Here is a 20,472-nt window from a genome sequence, read left to right as displayed (position 1 = left end):
TCACGGCTGACTCATGACGGGTCGACCTGCTTCCTTGTTTCACTGCGGTTCCGGGTGGTTCCCGGAACCGATCTCCGTGGCGAACGCCGGGTGCTCGCGGAGCCCGGCGGCGTCGAGCGCGCCCTGGGCTCGAAGAGCCCGGGGGAACGCCCGCTTCCGCTCGGCCTTGGCCAGACAGCCCGGTGCGGGGTGCAGCCACGCTCCCCGACCCGGCAGCCGCCGACGTTCGTCGACGACCAGCCGCCCGTCCACCACGACCACTCGCAGCAGTTCACCGATCAGGGCCCGCTGCCGGCAACCGACACACGTGCGCACCGGGAACTGCCGATGACGCTGGGGGTCGGTCGTGTCGCCACTCGCCCGCTCGGGGCCCTGAACCAATGATGAGTCTAGCGCTTCGACCTTCACTCAGCCGAACCGGTTGTCGCGGCGGGCCGCGCCTGGCCGGCGTGGTCTTGATCACCCTCCGGTTCGGCGGGCGCGGCGTCGCTGCGGATGTCGATCCGCCAGCCCGTGAGCCGGGCCGCGAGACGGGCGTTCTGCCCCTCCTTGCCGATGGCGAGGGACAGCTGGAAGTCGGGCACGACGACGCGGGCTGTCTTCGCCCGCTCGTCCACGACACGTACCGAAACAACCTTCGCCGGCGACAATGCATTCCCGACGAAGCGGGCCGGATCCTCTGAGTAGTCGATGATGTCGATCTTCTCGCCGGCCAGCTCGCTCATCACGTTGCGCACGCGCGCGCCCATGGGGCCGATGCACGCGCCCTTGGCGTTCACGCCGGGGACGGTGGAGCGGACCGCGATCTTGGTGCGGTGCCCCGCTTCGCGCGCGATCGCGGCGATCTCGACCGTGCCGTCGGCGATCTCCGGCACCTCGAGCGCGAAGAGCTTGCGCACGAGGTTCGGGTGCGTGCGCGACAGCATGATCTGCGGGCCGCGGTTGCTGCGCGACACGCCGACGACGAACGCCTTGATGCGGGTGCCGTGCTCGTAGGACTCCCCCGCCACCTGCTCGCCGACCGGCAGCACGCCCTCCGTGTCGCCCACCTGGACCACGACCATGCCGCGGGCGTTGGCGCGCGCGTCGCGCTGCACCACGCCGGCCACGATCTCGCCCTCCTTGGCGGAGAACTCGCCGAAGGTCTTCTCGTGCTCGGCGTCGCGCAACCGCTGCAGGATGACCTGACGGGCGGTCGTGGCCGCGATCCGGCCGAAGCCCTCGGGCGTGTCGTCCCACTCCTCGTCGACCTCGCCCTCGGGGGTGAGGGTGTGCGCCAGGACGCGGACCAGGCCGGTCTTGCGGTCGATGTCGATGCGGGCGTGGGGCTGGTGCCCCTCGGTGTGCTTGTAGGCGGTGAGCAGGGCCGTCTCGATGGCCTCGATCACCGTGTCGAAGGGGATGTCCTTGTCCCGTTCGATCGCGCGCAGCGCGGCGATGTCCACGTTCACTTCGACTCCTCCTCCGCTTCGGTCTGGCCGGCCTGGGTGCCGCTCTTGCCGGACGCGTCCTCTTCCAGCAGTCTGAGCTCGTCGGCGGGCGGCTGCTTGAACTCGATCTCCACCACGGCCTTGGCCACCGCCTGGTAGTGCACGTCCTTCAGCTTGCCCCCCGCGAGCACGGTCACGCGCTCCTCGCCCGCGTGGCCCACCCGGGCGACGTACTCCGCACCTTCCTTGGGGGTGATGCGGACCAGCCGGAACTTCGCGCGCCGCCAGTGCCGGGGCTGCGCGAGCGGCCGGTCGAGGCCCGGTGAGGTGACCTCGAGCGTGTACGCGCTCGCCAGCACGTGCTCGTTGTCGTCGAGCGCGGCCGACACCTTGCGGCTGATCTCGGCGACTTCGTCCAGCCCGACTCCGTCGTCCGAGTCGACGACGACCTTGACCAGCTGCCGACGGCCGGCCTGCTGCACCTCGAAGGAGTCGAGGTCGAAACCCGCGGCGGAGACGGCTTCGGCCACTATCGGCTGAAGCCGGCTGGCGAGTTCGTTGGGCACGTGGAGCACTCCTGTTCGGCCGAGGTGACGCGGGCTGGTCACGACTGTGGTCGGTGGTGGACCAGCTTATCCTGCGCCCCCACGAGGACGCGCGAGCGGCGGTGCCGCGGGCGGGCCTGGCAGGATGGGCCGACGTGACCGCAAGACCGTTCGACCTGTCCCGGCGCGCCGTCCTGCGCCTGGGTGCCGTGTCCGCAGTGGCCCTCCCCCTCGCCGCCTGCTCCGGGGGTTACGACGAAAGCCCCGATCCGCTGGCGCCGCTGCTGTCCGCCGCCGACGCGGACGCCGCCGCGGCCCGCGCCCTCGGCGACCCGGTCGCCGCGCAGGTCGCCGACGCGCGCGCCGCGCAGGCCGCCGCCCTGAAAACAGAGGTGGACCGGCTGAACCGGCCGAAGACCTCCACCGCGCCCGCGGCGCCGGCCTCGAACCTCGCCGGCTTCAAGGAGCGCCTGGCCACAGCCCGCAAGCAGGCCGAAGACCTCGTGCCGACGCTGCCGGCCTACCGCGCGGGGCTGGCGGCGGCCGTCGCGGCGGGCTGCGCGAGCCTGCAGCGGCTCGCGCCGAGCATCGGGCCCGGCGACGACGCCCAGCACGTCGCCGCCCCGGCGGGGACCGGCGCGGCCGACGCCGTCGACTCCCTGCAGAAAGCGCTGGCGGCCGAGCACGCCGCGCTGTGGGTGTACGGCACGGTCACAGCGTTCCTGCCGGGCGAGTACGGCGACGCGCTCAAGGCGGGGCGCGCCGAGCACACCGCGCGGCGGGACGTGCTCACCCAGGTGGTCGAGGCCGCGGGCGGCACACCGGTCGCCCCCGAGGCGGCGTACGTGCCACCGAAGCCGGTCACGGACACCGCGTCGGCCTCGGCGCTGGTGGCGAGCGCCGAGCAGGACTGCTCGGCGGCGTGGCTCGGCTTGGTGACCCACACGGACGACGAGCCGCTGCGCCGGATGGCCCTGCAGGCCCTCATCGCCGCGGCACGGCGGGGCACGCCGTGGCGCCAGGAGGCCGGTGAAAAGCCGACGGCGCTCGCGATGCCGGGGCAGCCGACCTGATTTTTCAGCGCACGAAGAAGGGCCGTTCCCGGGAACGGCCCTTCTTCGTGCGGGTACCGGCTTCGGTCAGCGGAGCTTTTCGGAGAGCTCGAGCGCGTCGGAGGCGATGCGCTTGAGCAGGGCGTCGTCCTTGTGCCGGTCGTAGAAGTCGGTGAGGACGATGGTGACGTCGGTGCCCGTGACCGCGGATTCGTACTCGGCCTGGTCGGAGCTGACCTTCGGGGCGCCCTTGGCCTTGTACGTGCCGTCGCGGACCAGGTCGGAGACGTTGCCCGTGCCGTCTTGGTCGGTGAGCTGCTTGAGCTGGCTCGCCTGCGCCGCCGTCGGCATGCTCACCTTGACGACGGAGACGAGCGCCTTGGCGTCGCCGTACTGCACCGTGTAGAGCGCGCGGGCGAGCGAAGTGCAGGGGTTGCCCTGGAAGAACTTCTTGGTGTCGTCGTAGGACTTCGCGGCGCAGTCGCTGGTCTTGTTCGGGCCTTCCACCAGCTGGTAGTCGAACGGACTGGTCTTCGCCGGCTCCTGCGCCACCGGTTCGGGCGTGCTGTCGTGCCGGATGAGGTACCAGACGAGCCCCGCGACGACGGCGATGACGAGCAGGCCCGCGCCGCGCAGCGCGAGTGCCTTGGGGTCCCGGTCGTTCCGGCCGGGACCAGGCGGTGACCCCGGCTGCGCGGGCACCGCGGCGAGCGGTGCCGTGTCCGAGGGACCGGGGGTGAAATGCGGACCAACCACGGGCACATACGGTAGTTCACCGCTCCCGGCGGCTTCACCCGAATGCGCGGAGACGGGTGTTCGCCGTCGTCAGCGGTGTCCGACGTGGTGCGCTTCGAGCAGCCGGTCGATGTCCTCGGGTGTGTTCCGGGGGCGGAACCCCACGCGGAGGCGCCCGCGGCGCGTGTCACTGTCGGTCGCTTGGCGGCGATGCCGACGGCCGAGATCTTGGCGGGGTCCATGTCGAGCGACACGATCGGGTTGCTGCGGTGCGGGAGGCTGAGGGCTTTTCCGGAGCGAGTCGGCGGGCCCGACGTCGTGGCCGCGCACCGCGTCGAGATCACGGCCGTTCACGTAGTCCAGCGTCGCGGCGGCGCCCGTGTGGGCGAGTCACACCGGGGCGAGGTCGAAAGCGCGGGCGTCTCCGGCGAGGCGCAGCGGCAGGCCGTGGACGCGACCGGCGCGGAAAGCGTCACCGAAACTCCCGATTGCCCGTAGGACAGCGCGGCGCGTGTCACTGTCGGTCGCTTGGTGGCGATGCGGTCAATCCGGGACGGCGATCGGCTCCGAAGGCGCGCCGCGTCACCCGGCCTCGTCCGTTCGGCGCGCGGCCCGGTCCCCCGGCTCCCGCGTGGTCGACGGCGAACCGCGCCGCGCGAGAAGGTCGGCGTTCGCCGGCGAACGCGCCGTCATCCGGTCCCTGCACCGGTCGGGTGCCTGTGCCGGGCTGCCGGACGCCGAATCACGCTGCCCGCAGGAGTTCGCCCAGCGGGCTCTGGTCCACGTCGCCGAGCAGGGCGGCGGGGTCTTCGTAGACCGCGACGGCGCCCGCCCCCGTGAGTTCCGCGGCGCTGACTCCGCCGGAGAGCAGCGCGACGGTGCGCAGGCCGGCGGCGGTCGCGGACCGGACGTCCCACACGGAGTCTCCGACGAAGAGGGTGTTCTCCGGTTCCGTGCCGGCGCGGTCCAGCGCCGCGAGAACCGGCTCCGGGTCGGGTTTGGTGGCCTCGACGTCGTGGCCGGCGACGATCCCCCAGACGGCGTCGTCGACGTCGAGGACCCGGCGCAGCAGGCCGATCTCGTCCGGGCCGGCCGAGGTCGCCAGTACGACGCGGATCCCCTGGCCGGCCAGGGCGCGGATCAGGTCCGGCGCCCGGTCGAACGGCCGCAGCAATTCGGCCTGTTCGCGGTAGAAATCGCTGTGGCGGTTCTTCACCACCGCGCCGATCCGCTCGGCGTCCCGCTCGCCCAGCAGGGTTTGCAGCAGTTTGCCCGAGCCCATGCCGATGGCCCGGTGGACGCGCCAGGAGTCGACCGCCCGGCCCGCTTCGTGGAACGCCTGGCGCCAGGCGTGGACGTGGAGGTAGTTCGAATCGACGAGGGTGCCGTCGACGTCGAACAGCACTGCGGTGGCGATGGTTGTCTCCCGGGGTCTGCGGACCGATCCCTCACTGGTACCCCGGCGGGCACGCGGCTGAACCTCCACCTGCCCATTGCTACGGAGTCGGCAGCAACCCGGCCACCTCTCCGTACGAAGGCGGGGTCACGGGCAGCGGTGCCCCGTCCCGGGCCGCGGCCACCGTCGCCAGGGCGGCGGCCAGCGCCACGCGGTAGGGTGTCGAGCCGAGGCTCACCCTCGCCACCCCCAGAGAGGCGAGGCCGGCCAGCGTGGTGCGGCCCGGGAGGAACAGGACGTTGAGCGGCACGTCCACCGCCGCCACCGACTCCGCGGTCTCCGCGGGATCGGCGAGCCCGGGGACGAACACGCCGTCGGCACCGGCGTCCGCGTAGGCGCGCAGTCGGGTGAGCGTGGCGGACAGCGGACCAGTGCCGAGCCAGTGGGTGTCGGTGCGCGCGTTGAGGAACACGGCCGGCGCGGCGGCGCGCACGGCCGCGATCAGGCGGCACTGGACGTCCACGGGGGCCAGGGTTCCGTCGGCGCGGCCGTCCTCGAGGTTGACGCCGACGACGCCCATGGACGCGAGTTCCACGACGAGGTCGGCCACCGCCGCGGGGTCCGCGCTGAAGCCGTCGGCGAGGTCGACGCTGACCATGACCTCCAGCGGCGCCAGAGCGCGGGCGAGCGCCACCGTCACGTCCCGCGAACCCGGTGCGCCGTCCGGGAAACCGTGCGCGGCCGACACGCCCAGGCTCGTCGTGCCGACCGCCGGACAGCCGTCCGCGGCGAGGGCGGCCGCGAGGCCGAACTCCCAGACGTTGGGCAGTAGCAAGGGTTTCCCGGGCACGTGCAGGGCGACGAACGGCGTCATGGGCGCAACCTACGCCCGCGACGCTTCGGCCTCCACCGAAACGAAGGGCGCCGGCACGCCGGGCGTCGCGGTGGCGGCGAGGTCGAGGCCTTCGTCCGCCGAGGCGTCGCGGATCGAGTACGGACCCGCGCCCGCCGCGGTGGTCGCGGTGAACGTCGCCGGGCCGCGGCGCCGCTGGAAGACCGGCTGCTTCACCGTCCAGCCGAGCACGCCGTCGCGCTCGATCGCGACGGTGCTGCGCCGCACGGCGCCACTGCGGGTGACGAGGTAGCGGCCGGTAAGCAAATGGCCGAGGCCGCGGTACGCGTCGAGCCCGAGCGCGACCGCCACCGGCAGCGTGACGACGGCGAGCGCGAGCCCGATCACGAGCAGCACGTCCGTCAGTAGCAGTCCGAGCACCACGAGCGCGCCCACCGGCACCGGGGCGCCCAGCGGCCACCAGCGCAGCCGTCGTCCGCGCGCCGCCGCGGGGTGTGCGCCGGCAAGTGCGCCGCGGCGGTCGGCGCCACCGGCGCGCGCCGACCGCGCCGATCATGACGGCGGCCGCGAGCAGCACGAGGATCATCACAACCAGCGGCAGCGCTGAGAAGATCTCGTGCACGACGTGGAACAGTCCCCTTTGGACCCCGAACCACTCGGAAACCTGCACCACCGCACCGAAGGCGGCGAGCCCGAGCACGGGCGCCGCGAACGACAGCGGCGCGTACCGCGCGGCCAGGCCCAGTCGAGCTTCGCCAGCACGGCCGCGTCGGCGGGGTCCGCCACGGCGTGGCGCAGGAGTTCGGCACGCAGCCGTTCGGCGTCGTCGCGGGCGAGCGGGTCGAGCTTGATCCGGCCCCGTGCGCCGCTTTCGTGGCGGCCGGTCCCTACGCTCGGCACCGCGACGCCGAGCGCCCGGTGCACCGGCGACGCCGTGAGGTCGACGCTGCGGATGCGGTCGCGGGCCAGGGACTTTTCGAGTGCGCCAACAGCGAGAAGGTGATCTCGAGCCGGTCGGCCGTGAGCGAGTAGGTCGTCGCCCGCCACCGCAGCAGGTCGGCCGGCACGCCGCCGACGAGCAGCAGCCCCGCTGCGGCGAACCACGCGAGCACCAGCCCGAGCGGCGCCCCGCCGTCGACCACGCCGATCGTCGTCGGCGTGCCCCCGGCCACGGCCACACCGGTCATGGTCAGCGCGGTTGACGCCGAGCGCGCGGCGGTCGAGCCGCTCCCCCGTCACATCGCGTCCCCGGGTGTCGCCAGGGTGGTTTCGGTGAGCTGCTCGGCGACGTCGGCCGCGACGCCGGCGGCCAGGCCGCGGATCTTGATCGCACGGCGTGCCGCGACAGCGGTGCCACCCGCCACTCTTGCCAGAAGAAGCCGGACCGCGCGGAGACCGTGGTGTCGGTGGTGTCGGTGGTTTCGCAGCGGTGCACGCGGAACCACCACACCGGGAGCACGAGCACCCACACGGCCCCGAGCACCGCGAACACCGAGCCGAGCACCACCAGCCACGGCACGAGCAGCACGCCCAGCACCACCAGCGCACCAGCGGACCACAGCACGCCCTGCAGCCGCCACCAGCCGATCGCGCGCCGGTCGAGCGGGTGGCGCGGCGGCCGGAGCCGCAGCACGGCCGTCGGTGTTCCCCCAGCGTTCCCCTGGAAAGTCGTTTACAATGCGACTGCATCGTAAACGGAGTCGGACAGAGCTTGCAAAACGGGAAGGCGGCCGGTTGCCCAAGCAAGTGGACCACGACCAGCGGCGCGCGCAGATCGCCGACGCGTTGCAACGGCTGATCGCGCGCCACGGCCTGGAAGGCGTGAGCCTGCGCCACGTCGCCGCCGAGGCGGGGGTGTCGATGGGCTCGGTGCAGCACTACTTCGCGTCGAAGGACGAGATGCTGCTGTTCACGCTCGAGCACCGCAACCGGCAGCGCGAAGAACGCATCCGCGCGCAGGTCATCGCCGGCGGCGAGCGGACCCCGAAGCGGATCCTGCGCGCCTGCCTGCTGGAAATGCTGCCGCGCGACGAGCGCAGCGCCGCCGACTGGCTGATCGGCGTCGCGTTCTTCACCCGCGCCGTCGCCGACGCCCGGCTGGCGGAGGTCTATGCCGAGGGCGTGCCGCAGCTGCACGAGTTCTTCGCCGGGCTGATCCGTCAGGCACAGGAGGCGGGTGATGTCGCGGCAGACGTCGACGCGGGTCACGAGTCGGCCATCCTGTGGGCACTGGCCGACTCGCAAGGCTCCGACGTCCTCCTGGGTCACCGTTCGGCGGACGACGCGGTGGCCACCGTCGACTACCACCTCGGCCGGCTCTTCACCCGCTGACTCAGCTCCCGCCGGACGCCGGCGCCGCCCGGCGGGCTCGCAGCTGCCGCACCGCGCGCCGCAACGGCGGGCCGGCGGCGCCGCCGGCCTCAGCCGGCTCCGCGAGCCGCGCGGAGGTCCGGCCGGCCTCGGCCCGGCTGATCCCGACCCCCGCGGCCGCGGCGAGGGCGGTGAGCGCCGCGTCCGCGGCGTCCACTTCGGACAGCGGGGCGTGCAAGGCGTGGGCCACGCTCGCGCGGGCCTGCTCGGCGAGCCGCGCCTCGGCGGGCTGCAGCACCTTGCGCCGCAGCACCGAAGTCACCGCCTGCTGCAGCACGCCCGAAGCGGCGAGCTGGAGTTCCAGCGACCTCAACGTGTCCCCGCCGTCGCGCCTGAGCAGCGCGCGCCAGCCGGCCGCGCCGCGCTCGGCGAGGTCGGCAAGAACGTCGTCGAGGAGCAGGTCACCCGTCGGACCGAGGCCGGTCACGGCAACGCGGCCGCCGCTCTCCTCGGCGCGACCCCGCAGAAGCAGGTCCGTGATCGCGGCGGCGCGCACGAGCAGCGCCGTGCGGCGCCGGTCGCGGACCCGGCCCTTGCCGGAATCGCACGCGAGCAGATAAGCCCGTGCGGGCAAGGAAAGGGTCACTGCGTCCTCACCGCCGGCCAGATGTCGGGCCACGGCTGCTTCCGCCCGGTGTACAGCCACACGAGCCCTGGCACCACCTCGGTCACCGAGGAGAAGTACGGCTTCAGCAGCGCCGGGTCGAAGCCCGTGAACAGCACGTCCCGCGCCGAATCCGGCGGCCGGTCGAAGTACCGGTAACCGCAGTGTGCACTGTAGACGTCCGTGATCCCGTACCGGGGCCCGTAGTACTCGACCGCAGCGGCGAACGGGTAGATCTCCGCGTACACCGCCGTCTGCCCCTTCATCGCGGGTGGCAGCGCCGCGTACGTCCGGCCTACTGCGTCCGCGACCTGGACCTCGGCCGTTTCTCCGCCCTGGAAGACGGTGCCCAGTGGCAGCGGCCCGAACGACGTCGCCTTCATCGACGCCGGCCACACCGGCAGACCGGCGACGGTGACCGCGGCCGAGAGCGCGAACGCGATCGTCACCGGGATCCGCCACCATCGCACGAGGTCCCGCCGGGTCAGTTCGACGGCGGCCGCGGCGAAGGGCAACGCGTACAGGCTCATCAGGTAGTACGCCCGCCCGTGCATCATCAGCACCACCACCGTGACCAGCAGCAGCGCGACGGCGAGGTAGCGGTACGACCGCAGCTCCGGTGACCGAAGCAGGCGCCAGACACCGTAGAGCAGCGCGAGTACGCCGAGCCCCATCCCCGCGCCGAACAGCCCGTCGCGCACGAAGGCGAGGTAACCGGGGAACTCGGCCGCGACGACGTCGGCCATGTGGGCGTACGGCCAGCCGTTCCTCGCCTGCCAGGCGAACGCGGGGATCGTCGCGACCACCGCGATCAGGGCGCCCAGCCACAGTTTCGGGCGGCTGAGCAAGCGCCGCGGCCCGAGCACCGCCGCGGACACCAGCACGGCGGCCCACAGCGCCGGGATCAGGAATTTCACCTCGAGGGACACCGCGGTGACGACGCCGGCCCAGACGAGCAGGCCGTCGCGGCGCGTCCGGGTCCAGCGGACCAGGAGGAACACGACGCCCGTCCACAGGAACGGGTCCAGCGCGTACGTCGCGACCCAGTGGCCGACGATGACCAGCCCGGAGGTCGCGTATGCCCCGGCGGCCATCAGCTGGGCCGCTCGGCGGCCGCCGAGCTCGCGCGCGATCAGCGCCGTGACCACCGCGCCGGCGCCGGCCGCGAGCGCCATCGGCACCCGGAACGCGAGCAGCGAACCGGGGAACAGCCGGTCGAGCGTGCCCGCGAGGAGGGGCACGAGCGGTGGCTGGTCGAAATACCCCCAGGCCGGATGATCTCGACCCGCCACCAGGAAGTACAGCTCGTCGAAGCCGTGCGCGTACCGCGTGCCGGTCGCGATGAGCAACGCGGTCACCAGCGCGGTGACGGTCAGCACCGGGACGCGCGCGAACGGCGCGGGTCCCGCCGCCACGACGGGCGGCGCTTCGGGCGCGGTCACTCCTGCACTCGTCATGATCCGAGTGCACCGCGGCGGGCCCCGCCGGCGAAACCACGGGAGGTGGTCAGTGCGGGTGACCTCCGGTGGTCCGGACCGCAACTTTCGTTGCGGTCGCGTCGCCCGGCCGGTGCGAATCCGGCCCGCGGCGCCCGCGCACCCGTTACCGTGGCCGCCGTGACCGAAGTCCGGCGAACGCTCTGGCCGCGGCCGGTGGAGCTCGCCTGGCTGCTGGGCACGGCGATCGTCTTCGCCGGCCTCGACGCGTTCCTCAACCTGGCCGCGCCGACGACGGGTGCGCTCGGCCCGTACGCCGGGCTGGCGCTCGAGCTCGTGTGCGACTTCTCGCTGCTGCTCCTGTTCCGCTTCCCCGGCGCGGTCGCCGGGCTGCTCGTGGTGGCCTCGCTGGCGATGCTGGCGTCGGACCTGTTCTGGCCCGGCCTGCTGATGCCCGCGGACAAGCCGACGCTGATGACCGTGCCCACCATCACGCCGGTGGTGCTGACGCAGCTGGCGAAGCTGATGGACCGGCGGCGGCTGCTGTGGCTCGGCGGGGTGCTGGCACTGCTGGCGACGCGGCCGTGGGACCCGGCGTGGAACACGACACCGTTCGGGTTGCTGAGCACCGCTCTGCCGGTGGCGGTGTCGCTGTACTTCGAGGCGCGGCGGCAGCTGCTGCGTTCGCTGCGCGATCGGGCGGAGCGCGCCGAACGCGAGCAGCACCTGCTCGCCGAACGCGCCATCGCCGAGGAACGCCGTCGGCTCGCGGGCGAGATGCACGACGTCGTCACCCACCGGCTGAGCCTGATGGTGGGCGCGCTCGGCGTCGTGTCGGCGGATCCGGCCGTGCGTGCGGCGGCCGAGGACATCCGGCGCGAAGGCGCGCACGCGCTGGACGAGCTTCGGGACCTCGTCGGCGTGCTGCGCGACGGCTCGGCCGCGGAGGCGCCCGTCGCCTCGCCCGCGCCGACGAGTGATCCGGCGGACCTCGTGGCGGAGTCGGTGGCGATCGGCGTGGCGACGGAGCTTTCGGTGACCGGCAACCCGGAGGGCGTGTCGCCGACAGTGGCGCGCACGGCGTAACGCGTGGTGCAGGAGGCGCTGACGAACGTCCGCAAGCACGCGCCGGGTTCCTCGGCCGCGGTGTCGCTGCGCTACCACGCCGACGGGCTCGACGTGTGCGTCACCAATACGCGCGGTGCCCGCCCGCCCGACCCGGCGCTGGCCGGCAGTGGTTCCGGCGCGGGGCTGAGCGGGCTGCGCCAGCGCGTCGAACTCGTCGGCGGGCGCTTCGAAGCGGGCCCGGAACCCGGCGGCGGGTTCCGCCTCGGTGCGCTACTCCCCGCCTACGTCCCGACGACGGAAGGTGTCCCGCGGTGATCACGGTGGTCGTGGCCGACGACGAACCGATGGTCTGCGCGCACCTGCGCACGATCCTCGGCTCCGCCGGCGACATCGAGGTGCTCGCCCAGGCCGCCGACGGCGCCGAAGCGGTGGAAGCCGTCGTCCGGCACCGCCCCGACGTGGTGCTGATGGACCTGCGCATGCCCGGTGTCGACGGGCTCACGGCCACCGCGCGCATCACCGCCCTGCCAGACCCGCCCGCGGTGGTCGCCCTCACGACGTTCGACGCCGACACGTACGTGATCCGCGCGCTGCGCGCGGGCGCCACCGGTTTCCTCGTGAAATCGACGCCGCCGGAGGATCTCATCGGTTTGGTCCGCGTCGCCGCGGACGGGCACACGGTGCTGTCCCCGTCCGCGACGCGCCGCCTCGTCGCCCTGTCGTCGGGCGGCCACGCCCGCACCGACGAAGCCCGCCGCCGCACGGAACCCCTCACCGAGCGCGAACGCGACGTCCTCACCTGCCTCGGCGAGGGACTGTCCAATGCGGACATCGCCGCCCGACTGCACCTCGCGGAGGCGACGGTGAAGAGCTACGTGTCCCGGATGCTCGTCAAGCTGGACTGCAGCAACCGCACCCAGGCCGGCTTGCTGGCCCACGAGGCGGGGCTGGTCAGCTGAGTCGCGGGTCAGTCGGCGCGTTTGTTCCTGATCCGAGCGATCGCGCGGTCGAGCCTGCGCTGCCGACAGGGCTTGAGCACGTAGTCGACTGCGCCGATTTCGAAAGCATCGACCGCCTTGTCGGGAAAGGCGGTGACGAAAACCGGCGCCGGCTCCGACTTGGCCGCAGCGAGAGCTGGGCCGGTCTCCCCCGAACTCGGGCGTTCAGACAGCTGGAGCACCTCTCGGTTCCCGTGCTGGCCGGAGCCACCCCACGCCAGCGGGTCGCGCTCATGCATCCGGGGTACCTCAGGCCGACGCGGCCGATTGCTGCACGTCGAACGCTTCGCGGGCGGCCGTGACCTGGTCCATGTGGCGGCGCGCCCAGAGGTCGAGCATGTCGAGGGGTTCGGCGAGGTCGTGGCCGAGCGGGGTGAGTTCGTACTCCACCTTCGGCGGGATGACCGGGTAGGCGGTGCGGGTGAGGATGCCATCGCGGACGAGGCTGCGCAGGGTTTGCGTCAGGACCTTCTGAGAGATGCCCTCGACGCGCTTGCCGATCTGCGTGAAGCGCAGCGGGCCGTCGCGGAGGGTGCCGACGATGAGGACCGTCCACTGGTCGCCGATGCGGTCGAGCAGCTGGCGGGTCGGGCAGTCGCGGTCGTACGGGTTGCCCTGCGTCACGGGAGATCTCCTCACTCTCCGGAAGAGAGTAACAGCCGAGGCAGCGCCGCACCCCCAGCGCGGCGCTGTCCCTAGCTCGCTCGCGCCACCCGGGTCGTCTCCGCCACGAGGCCGGCCACCACGCGCTCGATGAACCGGTGCAGCACGAGCCGGTAGAACCAGCCCGTGCCCGGCACCTTGCCGGTGAACGTGGAGTGCCAGTGGATCTCCGTGCCGCCGGCGACGGGGGTCAGGTCGACGTAGGCGCGGTAGTCGCGCAGCGGCAGCCCGCTGCGAAGTGCGTAGCCGAACCGGCGGTCGGGTTCCAGGGCGATGACTTCCTCGCACGAGCGGGTGCGGCCGGTGCGGAACAGGCGCAACGCGCCGAGCCCCTCGCGTTCCTGCGCGCCCGGCCGCGCGAGTTCGAACGAGCCGAGTGGCGACCAGCGCGGCCAGCTCGCGCCGTCGCACAGGAGGGCGTAGACGGTGGCCGGGGTGGCGGGCGTGCGGGCCCGCACCGAGATGTGCTGCATGGCGGTCTCCTCGGAGTCTCTGTACCACGTGGTACATGTACCATCTGGTACATGGTCGATTCAAGGGAAAACCTCCTCGGCGCGGCGGTCGACCACATCGCCCGCCTCGGCGCGGCCCAGAGCCTCCGCGCGGTCGCGGCCGCGATCGGCACGAGCCACCGGATGCTCATCTACCACTTCGGCTCGAAAGAGGGCCTGCTCACCGAGGTCGCGCGCGAGGTCGAACGCAGGCAGCGCAGCGTGCTGGACCACATCGACCCTGACCTGCCGCCGACCCAGGCGGCCCGGGTTTTCTGGCGCCACCTCACCGATGAATCCCTGCGCCACAACGAAAAACTCTTCTTCCAGCTCTACGGCCAGGCCCTCGGCGACACCCCCGGCACCGCCGAATTCCTCGACGGCGTGATCGCCGACTGGCTCGTCCCCCTCGAGGCACTGCTCGCCCGCTTCGGCGTGCCCGAGCAGGACCGGCCGGCCCAGGCCCGGCTGGGCCTCGCGGTCGCGCGCGGGCTGCTGCTCGACCTCGTGACCACCGGCGACCGGAAGGCCGTCGACGCGGCGATGGAGCGGTTCCTCGCCCTGCAAGCCGACCCCGGTCGCTGATTTCTTGCAAGCAGACCCCTTGACTTGACGGATTCCTGCACCGAAGATTCGCCTCATGCAGGACGAGGTCAAAGTGAGCGATCTGGACCGGCGGATCGTCGCCGCGCTCCAGCTCAACGGGCGGGCGTCGTGGGGCGCCATCGCGCGGCACGTGGGCTCGAGTGAGTCGACGGTGCTGCGCCGCGCCGGCCAGCTCACCGAAAGCGGGCAGCTGCGGGTGATCGGCGTTGTCGACGTGCTGCGCTGTGGCCTCGGCGTGCCGGTGCTGGCGCGCCTGCGCTGCCGGCCGGGCACGGCCGCCGCCGTCGCCGAGGAGCTGGCCGCGCGGCCGGAGGTCCGCTACGCCACCGTGCTCGCGGGCAGCGCCGACTGCTCGGCGGAGTTCGTGCTCCCGACCTACCGCGACGTCGCCCGCCTCCAGGGCGACTTCCCCGCGGCGGGCAACGTGCGCGACGCCGAGACCTTCGCCGTGATGCGCACGTTCACCTCCAACCACGACTGGGATTCGGGCGAGCTCACCGCCGACGCGGTGGCCGAGCTGCGCGGCGGCGACGTGCGGCCGTTCGAGGAGCAGCATTGGGAACGCCCGCCCGAGCACCTCGACGAGCTCGACCTGGCGATCAGCGCGGTGCTCGGGGAAGACGGCCGGGTCTCGTTCAAAGAGGTGTCGCGCCACGTCGGCATGAGCGAATCGACCGTCGCGCGCCGGGTCGACTCCCTCGTGCGCCGCGGCTGCCTGCGCTTTCGCACCCTGGCCGAACCCGCGATGTTCGGCTACGCGCTCGAATTCATGCTGTGGCTCTCGGTCGTCCCGGCCGAACTGGACCGCGCCGGCCAGCAGCTCGCCGGGCACCCCGGGACGAAGTACCTGAGCGCGACCACCGGCCGGTTCAACCTCGTCGGCCAGATCGTGTTGCGCCACTACGGCGAGCTCTACCGCCACACCACCGACGTCGTCGGCGCCCTCCCGGGCCTGCGGGAAGCCGACGTGACCCTGCAGGTCTCGACCCTCAAACGCGCGTGGGCGCCCACCCCCGCGGCAGCCGCAACCCTGGAGGAAGCATGACGGACCAACCGTGGCTCTGGGACGAGGCGACGTGGCGCGGCCACGTCGAGCACGTCCGCGCCGGCCGAGCGCTGCGCCCGAAGTCGTGGCCCGGTGATGCGAAAGCAGCTGTCGCGCTGTCGTTCGACTCCGACCACGAAACGCCGGCCCTGCGCGACGGCGAGGTGCTGCCCGGCAAGCTCGCGCAAGGCGAGTACGGCGCGCGCGTCGGCGTCCCCCGGTTGCTGCGGCTGCTGGAGCGGTTCAACGCGCCCGCGTCCTTCTTCGTCCCCGCCGTGTCGGCTCTGTTGCACGACGGCGAGGTCAAGACCTATGCGGACGCCGGCCACGAAGTGGCGCTGCACGGCTGGATCCACGAACGCAACACCGCGCTCACGGAGACCCAGGAGCGAGACCTCGCCTTCCGCGCCGCCGACGTGCTGGAGCGGCTGGCGGGCACCCGGCCCGTCGGCATCCGCACGCCGTCGTGGGACTTCTCCGCGCACACGCTGGCCATCACGCGTGAACTCGGCCTGAAGTACGACTCGTCGCTGATGGCCGACGACGACTGCTACGAGCTGCTGGAGAACGGCGAGCCGACCGGGATCGTCGAGCTGCCCGTGGAGTGGATCCGCGACGACGCGCCGTACTTCATGATGGACCGCTTCGCCTCGCTGCGGCCCTACACGCCGCCGCGCGGGGTGCTTTCGATCTGGCGCGACGAGTTCGACGCCGCGTACGCCGAGGGCGGCATCTTCCAGCTCACCATGCACCCGCACATCATCGGGCACCGCTCACGCGTCGCGATCCTCACCGAGCTGCTCGAGCACATCAGTGGCCACGACGGCGTGTGGTTCGCCACCCACGCCCAGATCGTCGACCACGTCCTCACCGCCGGGGAGGCGCAGCCGTGACCACCGTTCCGTCCGCTGAGAACACTGCAGGCACCACCGTCGCGACCCACCGGCTGACCGGTGAGCAGCGCAAGGCGATCGTCGCCGGCGCCATCGGCAACACCGTCGAGTGGGTCGACTGGGCCGTCTACGCCACGTTCTCCCCCATCTTCGCCGGCCAGTTCTTCGCCGGGGGCAACGAGACCACCGCACTGCTGTCCACTTTGGCCGTGTTCGCGGTCGGCTTCGTGATGCGCCCGATCGGCGGTGCGGTGCTCGGCGCGTACGCCGACCGGCGCGGCCGCAAGAAGGGCCTCACGCTCACCATCTCGCTCATGGCGGCCGCGTCGATCGTCATCGCCGTGTGCCCGACCTACAGCCAGATCGGCGTGGGCGCCCCGATCGTGCTGCTGCTCGCCCGGCTCGTGCAGGGCTTCTCCGCGGGCGGCGAGTTCGGTTCGTCGTCGGCGTTCCTGATCGAATCGGCCGCACCCGGTCGCCGGGCGTTCGCCGGGTCGTGGCAGCAGGTCTCCGTCGGCGCGGGCTCGCTCATCGCCGCGCTGCTCGGCACGATCCTCAACTCGACGCTGTCCGATGCCGACCTGCACGGGTGGGGCTGGCGCCTGGCGTTCGGCATCGCGGGGCTCCTCGGGCTCGTCGGACTGTGGCTGCGGCGCTCGGTGCACGAGACGGAGGCGTTCGGCAAGATCAGCGCGAAGCCGCGGCGCAACCCCGTTGTCGCGATGTTCCGCGACCACCCGGGTGCCGCGCTGCGCGTGGCCGGCGTGACGATCGCGGGCACGCTGATCTACTACGTGTGGGTCAGCTACATGCCGGCGTACGCGCATCTGGCCACCGGCATCCCGCTCAAGACCGCGTTGCTGGCCAACACGCTGGCGATGCTCGTGTTCATCTGCCTGCTGCCGTTCGGCGGGCTGCTGTCGGACCGGATCGGCCGCAAGGCGACGATGACGGCGTTCGCCGCCGGGTTCGTGGTGTTCGCCTGGCCCGCGTTCCACTTCCTGGCCAACGGGTTCTGGAGCGTGTTCGTGATCGAGCTGATCGGCCTCGTGCTGATCGTCGGTTACTCGGCCAACTGCGCGGTGATCATGGCCGAGCAGTTCCCGCCCGAGGTGCGCACCACCGGTATCGGCCTCCCGTACGCGCTGGCCGTCGCCGTGTTCGGCGGCACCGCGCCGTACGTCACGACCTGGCTCAACGCCAACCACCACGGCGACCTCGTGTGGATCTACGTCGCCGTCGCCGCGCTGATCGGTGTCGCGGTGTACCTCACCATGCCCGAGACGAAGGGGAAGCAGCTCTAGATGCGCACCGTGCTCGTCACCGGTGCCGCGGGCGGGATCGGGGCCGCGATCGCGGCCCGGTTCGCCGCCGCGGGCGACCGGGTGGCCCTGTCCGACCTGCGACCGTCCGAACTGTCCACTGTGGCCGAACGGCTGCGCTCCGAGCACGGGGCGACCGTGACCGAGCTGCCGGGCGACCTCGCCGACGCCCAGTACGCGGAAGGGTTGGTCGACCGGGCCGGCCCGAAGGGCCCGGTCGACGTCCTCGTGAACGCCGCGGGCATCTACCCGGCGACGCGGTTGCTGGACCTGACTGCGGCCGGCTGGGACCGCGTGCAGGACGTGAACGTGCGGGCCGCGGTGCTCACGACCGTCGCGTTCGGCCGCAAGCACGTGGCAGCGGGGACGACCGGCTCGGTCGTGAACATCTCCTCGGGCGCGGCTACTCGCGCGCGGCCGGGAGCTTCGCACTACGCCACGTCGAAGGCCGCGCTGGAGATGGCGACCAAGGCGTGCGCCGTGGAACTCGGGCCGCACGGGATCCGCGTCAACGCCGTGAGCCCCGGGTTCGTGACGGTGGACAGCGAGGCGAACCCCGTGACCGAGGCGTATGCCGCGGCGGTGTCGGTGAACCCGCTCGGGCGCCGGGGCGCCCCGGGCGAGATCGCCGACGCCGTGTTCTGGCTGGCCGGGCCGGAAGCGGGCTGGATCACCGGGTCGATCCTGCGCGTCGACGGCGGGTCGACCGCCGGCGCGGCGGGCCTGCCGTTGCACTGGTCGGGCGAAACCGCGGTCCAGAAGGGTTCGGTGCACACGGGAGGTGCTCATGTCTGACCGCCGCTCATACACGGTCGTCGGTGGCGGCGCGATCGGCGGGACGCTCGCGTTCCACCTCGCCAAGGCGGGCCATCCGGTCGTGGTCGTGGACGCCGACCCGCAGCACGTCGCCGCGATCACTGCGCGGGGCCTGACGCTCGTGCGGCCACCTGGCGCGGAGCGGGTGGACCTGCCCGCGTACGTCCCCGACGAGGCGCCGCCGCAGCTGGGCCGGGTGCTGCTCGCGGTGAAGGCACAGGCCACCGAGCAGGCGATGCAGTGGCTGGAGCCGCGGCTGGCGCGCGACGGGTTCGTGGTTTCGCTGCAGAATGGGCTGAACGAGGAGCTGATCGCGTCGTTCGTGGGCGCGGAGCGCACCGTGGGCGCGTTCGTGAACCTCTTCGCCGACGTCGCCGAGCCCGGCGTGGTCCGCGACGGCGGGGCGGGCGCCCTGGTCGTCGGCGAACCCGACGGGCGGATCAGCGACCGCGTGGAGGAGGTCGTGGCCGACCTGCAGGCCTGGGGCCCGGCGAAGGCGACCGCCAACGTCAAGGGCTACCTGTGGGCGAAGCTCGGCTTCGGGGCGATGCTCACGACCACAGCGCTGGTCGACGCGCCGATGGCCGACCTGATCGACCGGCACCGGCCGCTGATGCACGCGCTCGCGGCGGAGGTGTTCGCGGCGGCGGGTCCGCGGGCGCTGGAGGCGTTCGACCAGTTCGACCCGGCCGCCTACCTGCCGGGCGCCGCCGGGCGTGAGGAGGCGACCGATCGGCTCGTGGCGTGGCTGCGCACGCAGCCCAAGGACCGCAGCGGGATCTGGCGCGACATCGCCGTGCGGCACCGGCCCGTCGAGGTCTACCACCACTACGGCCCGGTGCTCGACGAAGCCGCCCGCCGCGGCGTCGAGGTGCCGCTGCTGAAGGCCGTGCTCAAGCGCCTGGCCGACGTCGAATCGGGCACCCCGATGTCCGAGGACCACCTCACCGAACTGGAGGCACACCTGTGACCGGGATCCGCGAGCTGCACGAGTGGGTGCGCGCGCACCGCGACGACCTGCTCGCCGACCTCGCCGAGTACGTCGGCATCGAAACACCCAGTGACGACAAGGAAAGCCTCACGCGCGGACTGTCCTGGGTGGACGGCTGGCTGCGATCGCGGCTCGGTGCGCCGGCCGCGGTGCGCGAGTTCGACGGCGGCCGGTACGGCGACATCAAGGTCTACGACTACCCGGGCGCCGGCGCGCAGCCGGTGCTCTTGCTGTGCCACTACGACACGGTGTGGCCGCTGGGCACGCTCGCGGACTGGCCGTTCACCGTCGACGGCGACCGCGCGACGGGGCCGGGGATCTTCGACATGAAATCGGGCCTGGTCCACGCGGTGTGGGCGCTGCGCGCGCTGGACGCCGCCGGACTGGCGCGCCCGGCCGTGCGCCTGGTCCTCAACGGAGACGAGGAGCTCGGCAGCCCGGCCTCGCGTCCGGTGATCGAAGAAGCGGCCGGGGGCACGCGGGCGACGCTGGTGTTCGAGGCGAGCGCCGACGGTGCGGTGAAGACCTCCCGCAAGGGTGTCGGGCTGTTCCAGGTGCACGCGACGGGCGTCGAAGCCCACGCCGGGCTCGACCCCACCAAGGGCGCGAGCGCGATCGACGAGCTGGCCCGCGCGATCCTGGCTCTGCACGCGCTGACCGACCTGGACGCCGGTACGACTGTGAACGTCGGCGTCATCTCCGGCGGCAGCCGCCAGAACGTCATCGCCGGCTCCGCCCGCGGCGAGATCGACGTGCGCGTGGCCAGCGCCGCCGAAGCCGCGCGCATCGACGCCGGCCTGGCTGCGCTGGCGGCGCACGACCCCCGCGCCACGGTGAAGGTCGAGGGCGGCTGGAACCGGCCGGTGATGGAGCGGTCGGAAGCCATCGTCGAGCTCTACTCGCTCGCGCGGGACCTCGCGGCCGAGCTCGGTGTTTCGCTGGCGGAAACCTCCGTCGGTGGCGCCAGCGACGGCAACTTCGTGGCCGCGCTGGGCCACCCGGTCCTCGACGGTTTCGGCGCCGTGGGCGACGGGGCGCACGCGCGTCACGAGCACATCAGCATCAACGGGATGCTGGAACGCACCGCACTGGCGGCGGCGGTGCTGCACAAGCTCGGCACGAGCTGAGTCCCGGCTTTACGAAGCCCGAACATTCGGC

At 72.6% G+C, this 20,472-nt stretch carries 26 protein-coding genes and 1 pseudogene; 13 read left to right on the top strand and 14 right to left on the bottom strand.

All coding sequences use genetic code 11. From position 1 onward, the window contains the following. Nucleotides 1-39 precede the first annotated feature (39 nt). From I6J71_RS13260 to rimP, 3 genes are all read right to left on the bottom strand, one after another. A complete protein-coding gene (locus tag I6J71_RS13260; RefSeq protein ID WP_239154776.1) occupies nucleotides 40-315 on the bottom strand; it encodes a YlxR family protein in 276 nt (91 codons plus the stop codon). A gap of 89 nt (nucleotides 316-404) precedes the next feature. Continuing rightward, entirely contained in the window at nucleotides 405-1,451 is a 1,047-nt protein-coding gene (gene nusA, locus I6J71_RS13255; protein ID WP_204094982.1) for a transcription termination factor NusA, read from the bottom strand. Further along, a complete protein-coding gene (rimP, locus tag I6J71_RS13250; protein ID WP_204094981.1) occupies nucleotides 1,448-1,996 on the bottom strand; it encodes a ribosome maturation factor RimP in 549 nt (182 codons plus the stop codon). The genes nusA and rimP overlap by 4 nt, the downstream gene beginning before the upstream one ends. A gap of 134 nt (nucleotides 1,997-2,130) precedes the next feature. Between rimP and I6J71_RS13245 the strand changes: the two genes are divergently transcribed. Continuing rightward, the gene (locus I6J71_RS13245; protein WP_204097029.1) at nucleotides 2,131-3,048 is read left to right on the top strand and encodes a ferritin-like domain-containing protein; all 918 of its coding nucleotides are present in this window, start codon (nucleotides 2,131-2,133) and stop codon (nucleotides 3,046-3,048) included. A 66-nt stretch (nucleotides 3,049-3,114) separates the two neighbouring features. Here the strand turns inward: I6J71_RS13245 and I6J71_RS13240 are convergent, their stop codons facing one another. Continuing rightward, nucleotides 3,115-3,783: a hypothetical protein gene (locus I6J71_RS13240; protein ID WP_239154774.1), complete on the bottom strand. Its 669-nt coding sequence runs from the start codon at nucleotides 3,781-3,783 to the stop codon at nucleotides 3,115-3,117. A gap of 84 nt (nucleotides 3,784-3,867) precedes the next feature. Here I6J71_RS13240 and I6J71_RS13235 point away from each other — a divergent pair, with 84 nt between their 5' ends. Continuing rightward, nucleotides 3,868-4,260 carry a hypothetical protein gene (locus I6J71_RS13235; protein ID WP_204094980.1) on the top strand — a complete coding sequence of 131 codons (393 nt, stop codon included), beginning with the start codon at nucleotides 3,868-3,870 and terminating at the stop codon, nucleotides 4,258-4,260. Nucleotides 4,261-4,504: 244 nt separating this feature from the next. Here the strand turns inward: I6J71_RS13235 and I6J71_RS13230 are convergent, their stop codons facing one another. From I6J71_RS13230 to I6J71_RS13215, 5 genes and pseudogenes are all read right to left on the bottom strand, one after another. Further along, a complete protein-coding gene (locus tag I6J71_RS13230; RefSeq protein WP_239154771.1) occupies nucleotides 4,505-5,167 on the bottom strand; it encodes an HAD family hydrolase in 663 nt (220 codons plus the stop codon). A gap of 91 nt (nucleotides 5,168-5,258) precedes the next feature. Further along, entirely contained in the window at nucleotides 5,259-6,032 is a 774-nt protein-coding gene (locus I6J71_RS13225; protein WP_204094978.1) for an isocitrate lyase/phosphoenolpyruvate mutase family protein, read from the bottom strand. 9 nt (nucleotides 6,033-6,041) lie between these two features. Further along, a complete protein-coding gene (locus I6J71_RS48135; protein ID WP_239154770.1) occupies nucleotides 6,042-6,446 on the bottom strand; it encodes a PH domain-containing protein in 405 nt (134 codons plus the stop codon). Nucleotides 6,447-6,898: 452 nt separating this feature from the next. Then, complete coding sequence (locus tag I6J71_RS48130; protein ID WP_239154768.1) at nucleotides 6,899-7,198, bottom strand: hypothetical protein; 300 nt, start codon at nucleotides 7,196-7,198, stop codon at nucleotides 6,899-6,901. Between the two features lie 48 nt (nucleotides 7,199-7,246). Then, nucleotides 7,247-7,641, bottom strand: a pseudogene (locus tag I6J71_RS13215) (PH domain-containing protein). Nucleotides 7,642-7,745: 104 nt separating this feature from the next. Between I6J71_RS13215 and I6J71_RS13210 the strand changes: the two are divergent. After that, nucleotides 7,746-8,342: a TetR/AcrR family transcriptional regulator gene (locus I6J71_RS13210; protein WP_239154766.1), complete on the top strand. Its 597-nt coding sequence runs from the start codon at nucleotides 7,746-7,748 to the stop codon at nucleotides 8,340-8,342. Nucleotide 8,343: 1 nt separating this feature from the next. Here the strand turns inward: I6J71_RS13210 and I6J71_RS13205 are convergent, their stop codons facing one another. Then, nucleotides 8,344-8,967, bottom strand: coding sequence for a GPP34 family phosphoprotein (locus tag I6J71_RS13205; protein WP_204094977.1), 624 nt, complete (start codon nucleotides 8,965-8,967; stop codon nucleotides 8,344-8,346). After that, the gene (locus I6J71_RS13200) at nucleotides 8,964-10,442 is read right to left on the bottom strand and encodes a glycosyltransferase family 39 protein (RefSeq protein ID WP_204094976.1); all 1,479 of its coding nucleotides are present in this window, start codon (nucleotides 10,440-10,442) and stop codon (nucleotides 8,964-8,966) included. Before I6J71_RS13200 ends, I6J71_RS13205 begins: the two co-directional genes overlap by 4 nt. Nucleotides 10,443-10,601: 159 nt before the next feature. Between I6J71_RS13200 and I6J71_RS13195 the strand changes: the two genes are divergently transcribed. From I6J71_RS13195 to I6J71_RS13190, 3 genes are read left to right on the top strand one after another with little or no spacing between them, the layout of a single operon-like run. Further along, nucleotides 10,602-11,507: a sensor histidine kinase gene (locus I6J71_RS13195; protein WP_370542132.1), complete on the top strand. Its 906-nt coding sequence runs from the start codon at nucleotides 10,602-10,604 to the stop codon at nucleotides 11,505-11,507. A gap of 3 nt (nucleotides 11,508-11,510) precedes the next feature. Beyond that, entirely contained in the window at nucleotides 11,511-11,804 is a 294-nt protein-coding gene (locus tag I6J71_RS50660) for an ATP-binding protein (protein WP_370542131.1), read from the top strand. Then, nucleotides 11,801-12,448: a response regulator transcription factor gene (locus I6J71_RS13190; protein WP_204094975.1), complete on the top strand. Its 648-nt coding sequence runs from the start codon at nucleotides 11,801-11,803 to the stop codon at nucleotides 12,446-12,448. The genes I6J71_RS50660 and I6J71_RS13190 overlap by 4 nt, the downstream gene beginning before the upstream one ends. 8 nt (nucleotides 12,449-12,456) lie before the next feature. Here the strand turns inward: I6J71_RS13190 and I6J71_RS50655 are convergent, their stop codons facing one another. From I6J71_RS50655 to I6J71_RS13175, 3 genes are all read right to left on the bottom strand, one after another. After that, entirely contained in the window at nucleotides 12,457-12,726 is a 270-nt protein-coding gene (locus I6J71_RS50655; RefSeq protein WP_204094974.1) for a LytTR family DNA-binding domain-containing protein, read from the bottom strand. Between the two features lie 10 nt (nucleotides 12,727-12,736). Continuing rightward, nucleotides 12,737-13,111: a helix-turn-helix domain-containing protein gene (locus I6J71_RS13180; RefSeq protein WP_204094973.1), complete on the bottom strand. Its 375-nt coding sequence runs from the start codon at nucleotides 13,109-13,111 to the stop codon at nucleotides 12,737-12,739. Nucleotides 13,112-13,182: 71 nt separating this feature from the next. Further along, the gene (locus tag I6J71_RS13175; protein ID WP_204094972.1) at nucleotides 13,183-13,623 is read right to left on the bottom strand and encodes an SRPBCC family protein; all 441 of its coding nucleotides are present in this window, start codon (nucleotides 13,621-13,623) and stop codon (nucleotides 13,183-13,185) included. A 51-nt stretch (nucleotides 13,624-13,674) separates the two neighbouring features. On the opposite strand from I6J71_RS13175, the gene I6J71_RS13170 reads away from it, so the two are divergent. The 7 genes from I6J71_RS13170 to I6J71_RS13140 are packed head-to-tail and all read left to right on the top strand — an operon-like array spanning nucleotide 13,675 to nucleotide 20,441. After that, on the top strand, nucleotides 13,675-14,226 hold the full coding sequence (locus I6J71_RS13170) for a TetR/AcrR family transcriptional regulator (protein ID WP_204094971.1): 552 nt from the start codon (nucleotides 13,675-13,677) through the stop codon (nucleotides 14,224-14,226). A 55-nt stretch (nucleotides 14,227-14,281) separates the two neighbouring features. Beyond that, entirely contained in the window at nucleotides 14,282-15,292 is a 1,011-nt protein-coding gene (locus I6J71_RS13165; protein WP_204094970.1) for an Lrp/AsnC family transcriptional regulator, read from the top strand. Beyond that, a complete protein-coding gene (locus tag I6J71_RS13160; protein WP_204094969.1) occupies nucleotides 15,289-16,185 on the top strand; it encodes a polysaccharide deacetylase in 897 nt (298 codons plus the stop codon). The genes I6J71_RS13165 and I6J71_RS13160 overlap by 4 nt, the downstream gene beginning before the upstream one ends. Further along, nucleotides 16,182-17,489 (top strand): MFS transporter, encoded by a 1,308-nt coding sequence (locus I6J71_RS13155; RefSeq protein ID WP_204094968.1) that lies wholly within the window; start codon nucleotides 16,182-16,184, stop codon nucleotides 17,487-17,489. Before I6J71_RS13160 ends, I6J71_RS13155 begins: the two co-directional genes overlap by 4 nt. Then, a complete protein-coding gene (locus tag I6J71_RS13150) occupies nucleotides 17,490-18,302 on the top strand; it encodes an SDR family NAD(P)-dependent oxidoreductase (protein ID WP_204094967.1) in 813 nt (270 codons plus the stop codon). Continuing rightward, complete coding sequence (locus I6J71_RS13145; protein WP_204094966.1) at nucleotides 18,295-19,293, top strand: ketopantoate reductase family protein; 999 nt, start codon at nucleotides 18,295-18,297, stop codon at nucleotides 19,291-19,293. Before I6J71_RS13150 ends, I6J71_RS13145 begins: the two co-directional genes overlap by 8 nt. Continuing rightward, nucleotides 19,290-20,441, top strand: coding sequence for a M20 family metallopeptidase (locus tag I6J71_RS13140; RefSeq protein WP_204094965.1), 1,152 nt, complete (start codon nucleotides 19,290-19,292; stop codon nucleotides 20,439-20,441). The genes I6J71_RS13145 and I6J71_RS13140 overlap by 4 nt, the downstream gene beginning before the upstream one ends. The last annotated feature ends 31 nt before the right edge of the window (nucleotides 20,442-20,472 follow it).

The sequence above is a fragment of the Amycolatopsis sp. FDAARGOS 1241 genome (genome assembly GCF_016889705.1).
Lineage (GTDB): Bacteria > Actinomycetota > Actinomycetes > Mycobacteriales > Pseudonocardiaceae > Amycolatopsis.
The sequence above is the reverse complement of the archived record's forward strand: the minus strand, read 5'-3'. Positions and strand labels throughout refer to the sequence as shown.

What these genes read in the sequence shown, in the direction of transcription:
- I6J71_RS13170 (WP_204094971.1), top strand. Translation starts at nt 13,675, where the DNA reads ATGGTCGATTCAAGGGAAAACCTCCTCGGCGCGGCGGTCGACCACATC.
- I6J71_RS13175 (WP_204094972.1), bottom strand. Translation starts at nt 13,623, where the DNA reads ATGCAGCACATCTCGGTGCGGGCCCGCACGCCCGCCACCCCGGCCACC.
- I6J71_RS48130 (WP_239154768.1), bottom strand. Translation starts at nt 7,198, where the DNA reads ATGACCGGTGTGGCCGTGGCCGGGGGCACGCCGACGACGATCGGCGTG.
- I6J71_RS13200 (WP_204094976.1), bottom strand. Translation starts at nt 10,442, where the DNA reads ATGACGAGTGCAGGAGTGACCGCGCCCGAAGCGCCGCCCGTCGTGGCG.
- I6J71_RS13145 (WP_204094966.1), top strand. Translation starts at nt 18,295, where the DNA reads ATGTCTGACCGCCGCTCATACACGGTCGTCGGTGGCGGCGCGATCGGC.
- I6J71_RS50655 (WP_204094974.1), bottom strand. Translation starts at nt 12,726, where the DNA reads ATGCATGAGCGCGACCCGCTGGCGTGGGGTGGCTCCGGCCAGCACGGG.
- I6J71_RS13150 (WP_204094967.1), top strand. Translation starts at nt 17,490, where the DNA reads ATGCGCACCGTGCTCGTCACCGGTGCCGCGGGCGGGATCGGGGCCGCG.
- I6J71_RS13160 (WP_204094969.1), top strand. Translation starts at nt 15,289, where the DNA reads ATGACGGACCAACCGTGGCTCTGGGACGAGGCGACGTGGCGCGGCCAC.
- I6J71_RS13165 (WP_204094970.1), top strand. Translation starts at nt 14,282, where the DNA reads ATGCAGGACGAGGTCAAAGTGAGCGATCTGGACCGGCGGATCGTCGCC.
- I6J71_RS13225 (WP_204094978.1), bottom strand. Translation starts at nt 6,032, where the DNA reads ATGACGCCGTTCGTCGCCCTGCACGTGCCCGGGAAACCCTTGCTACTG.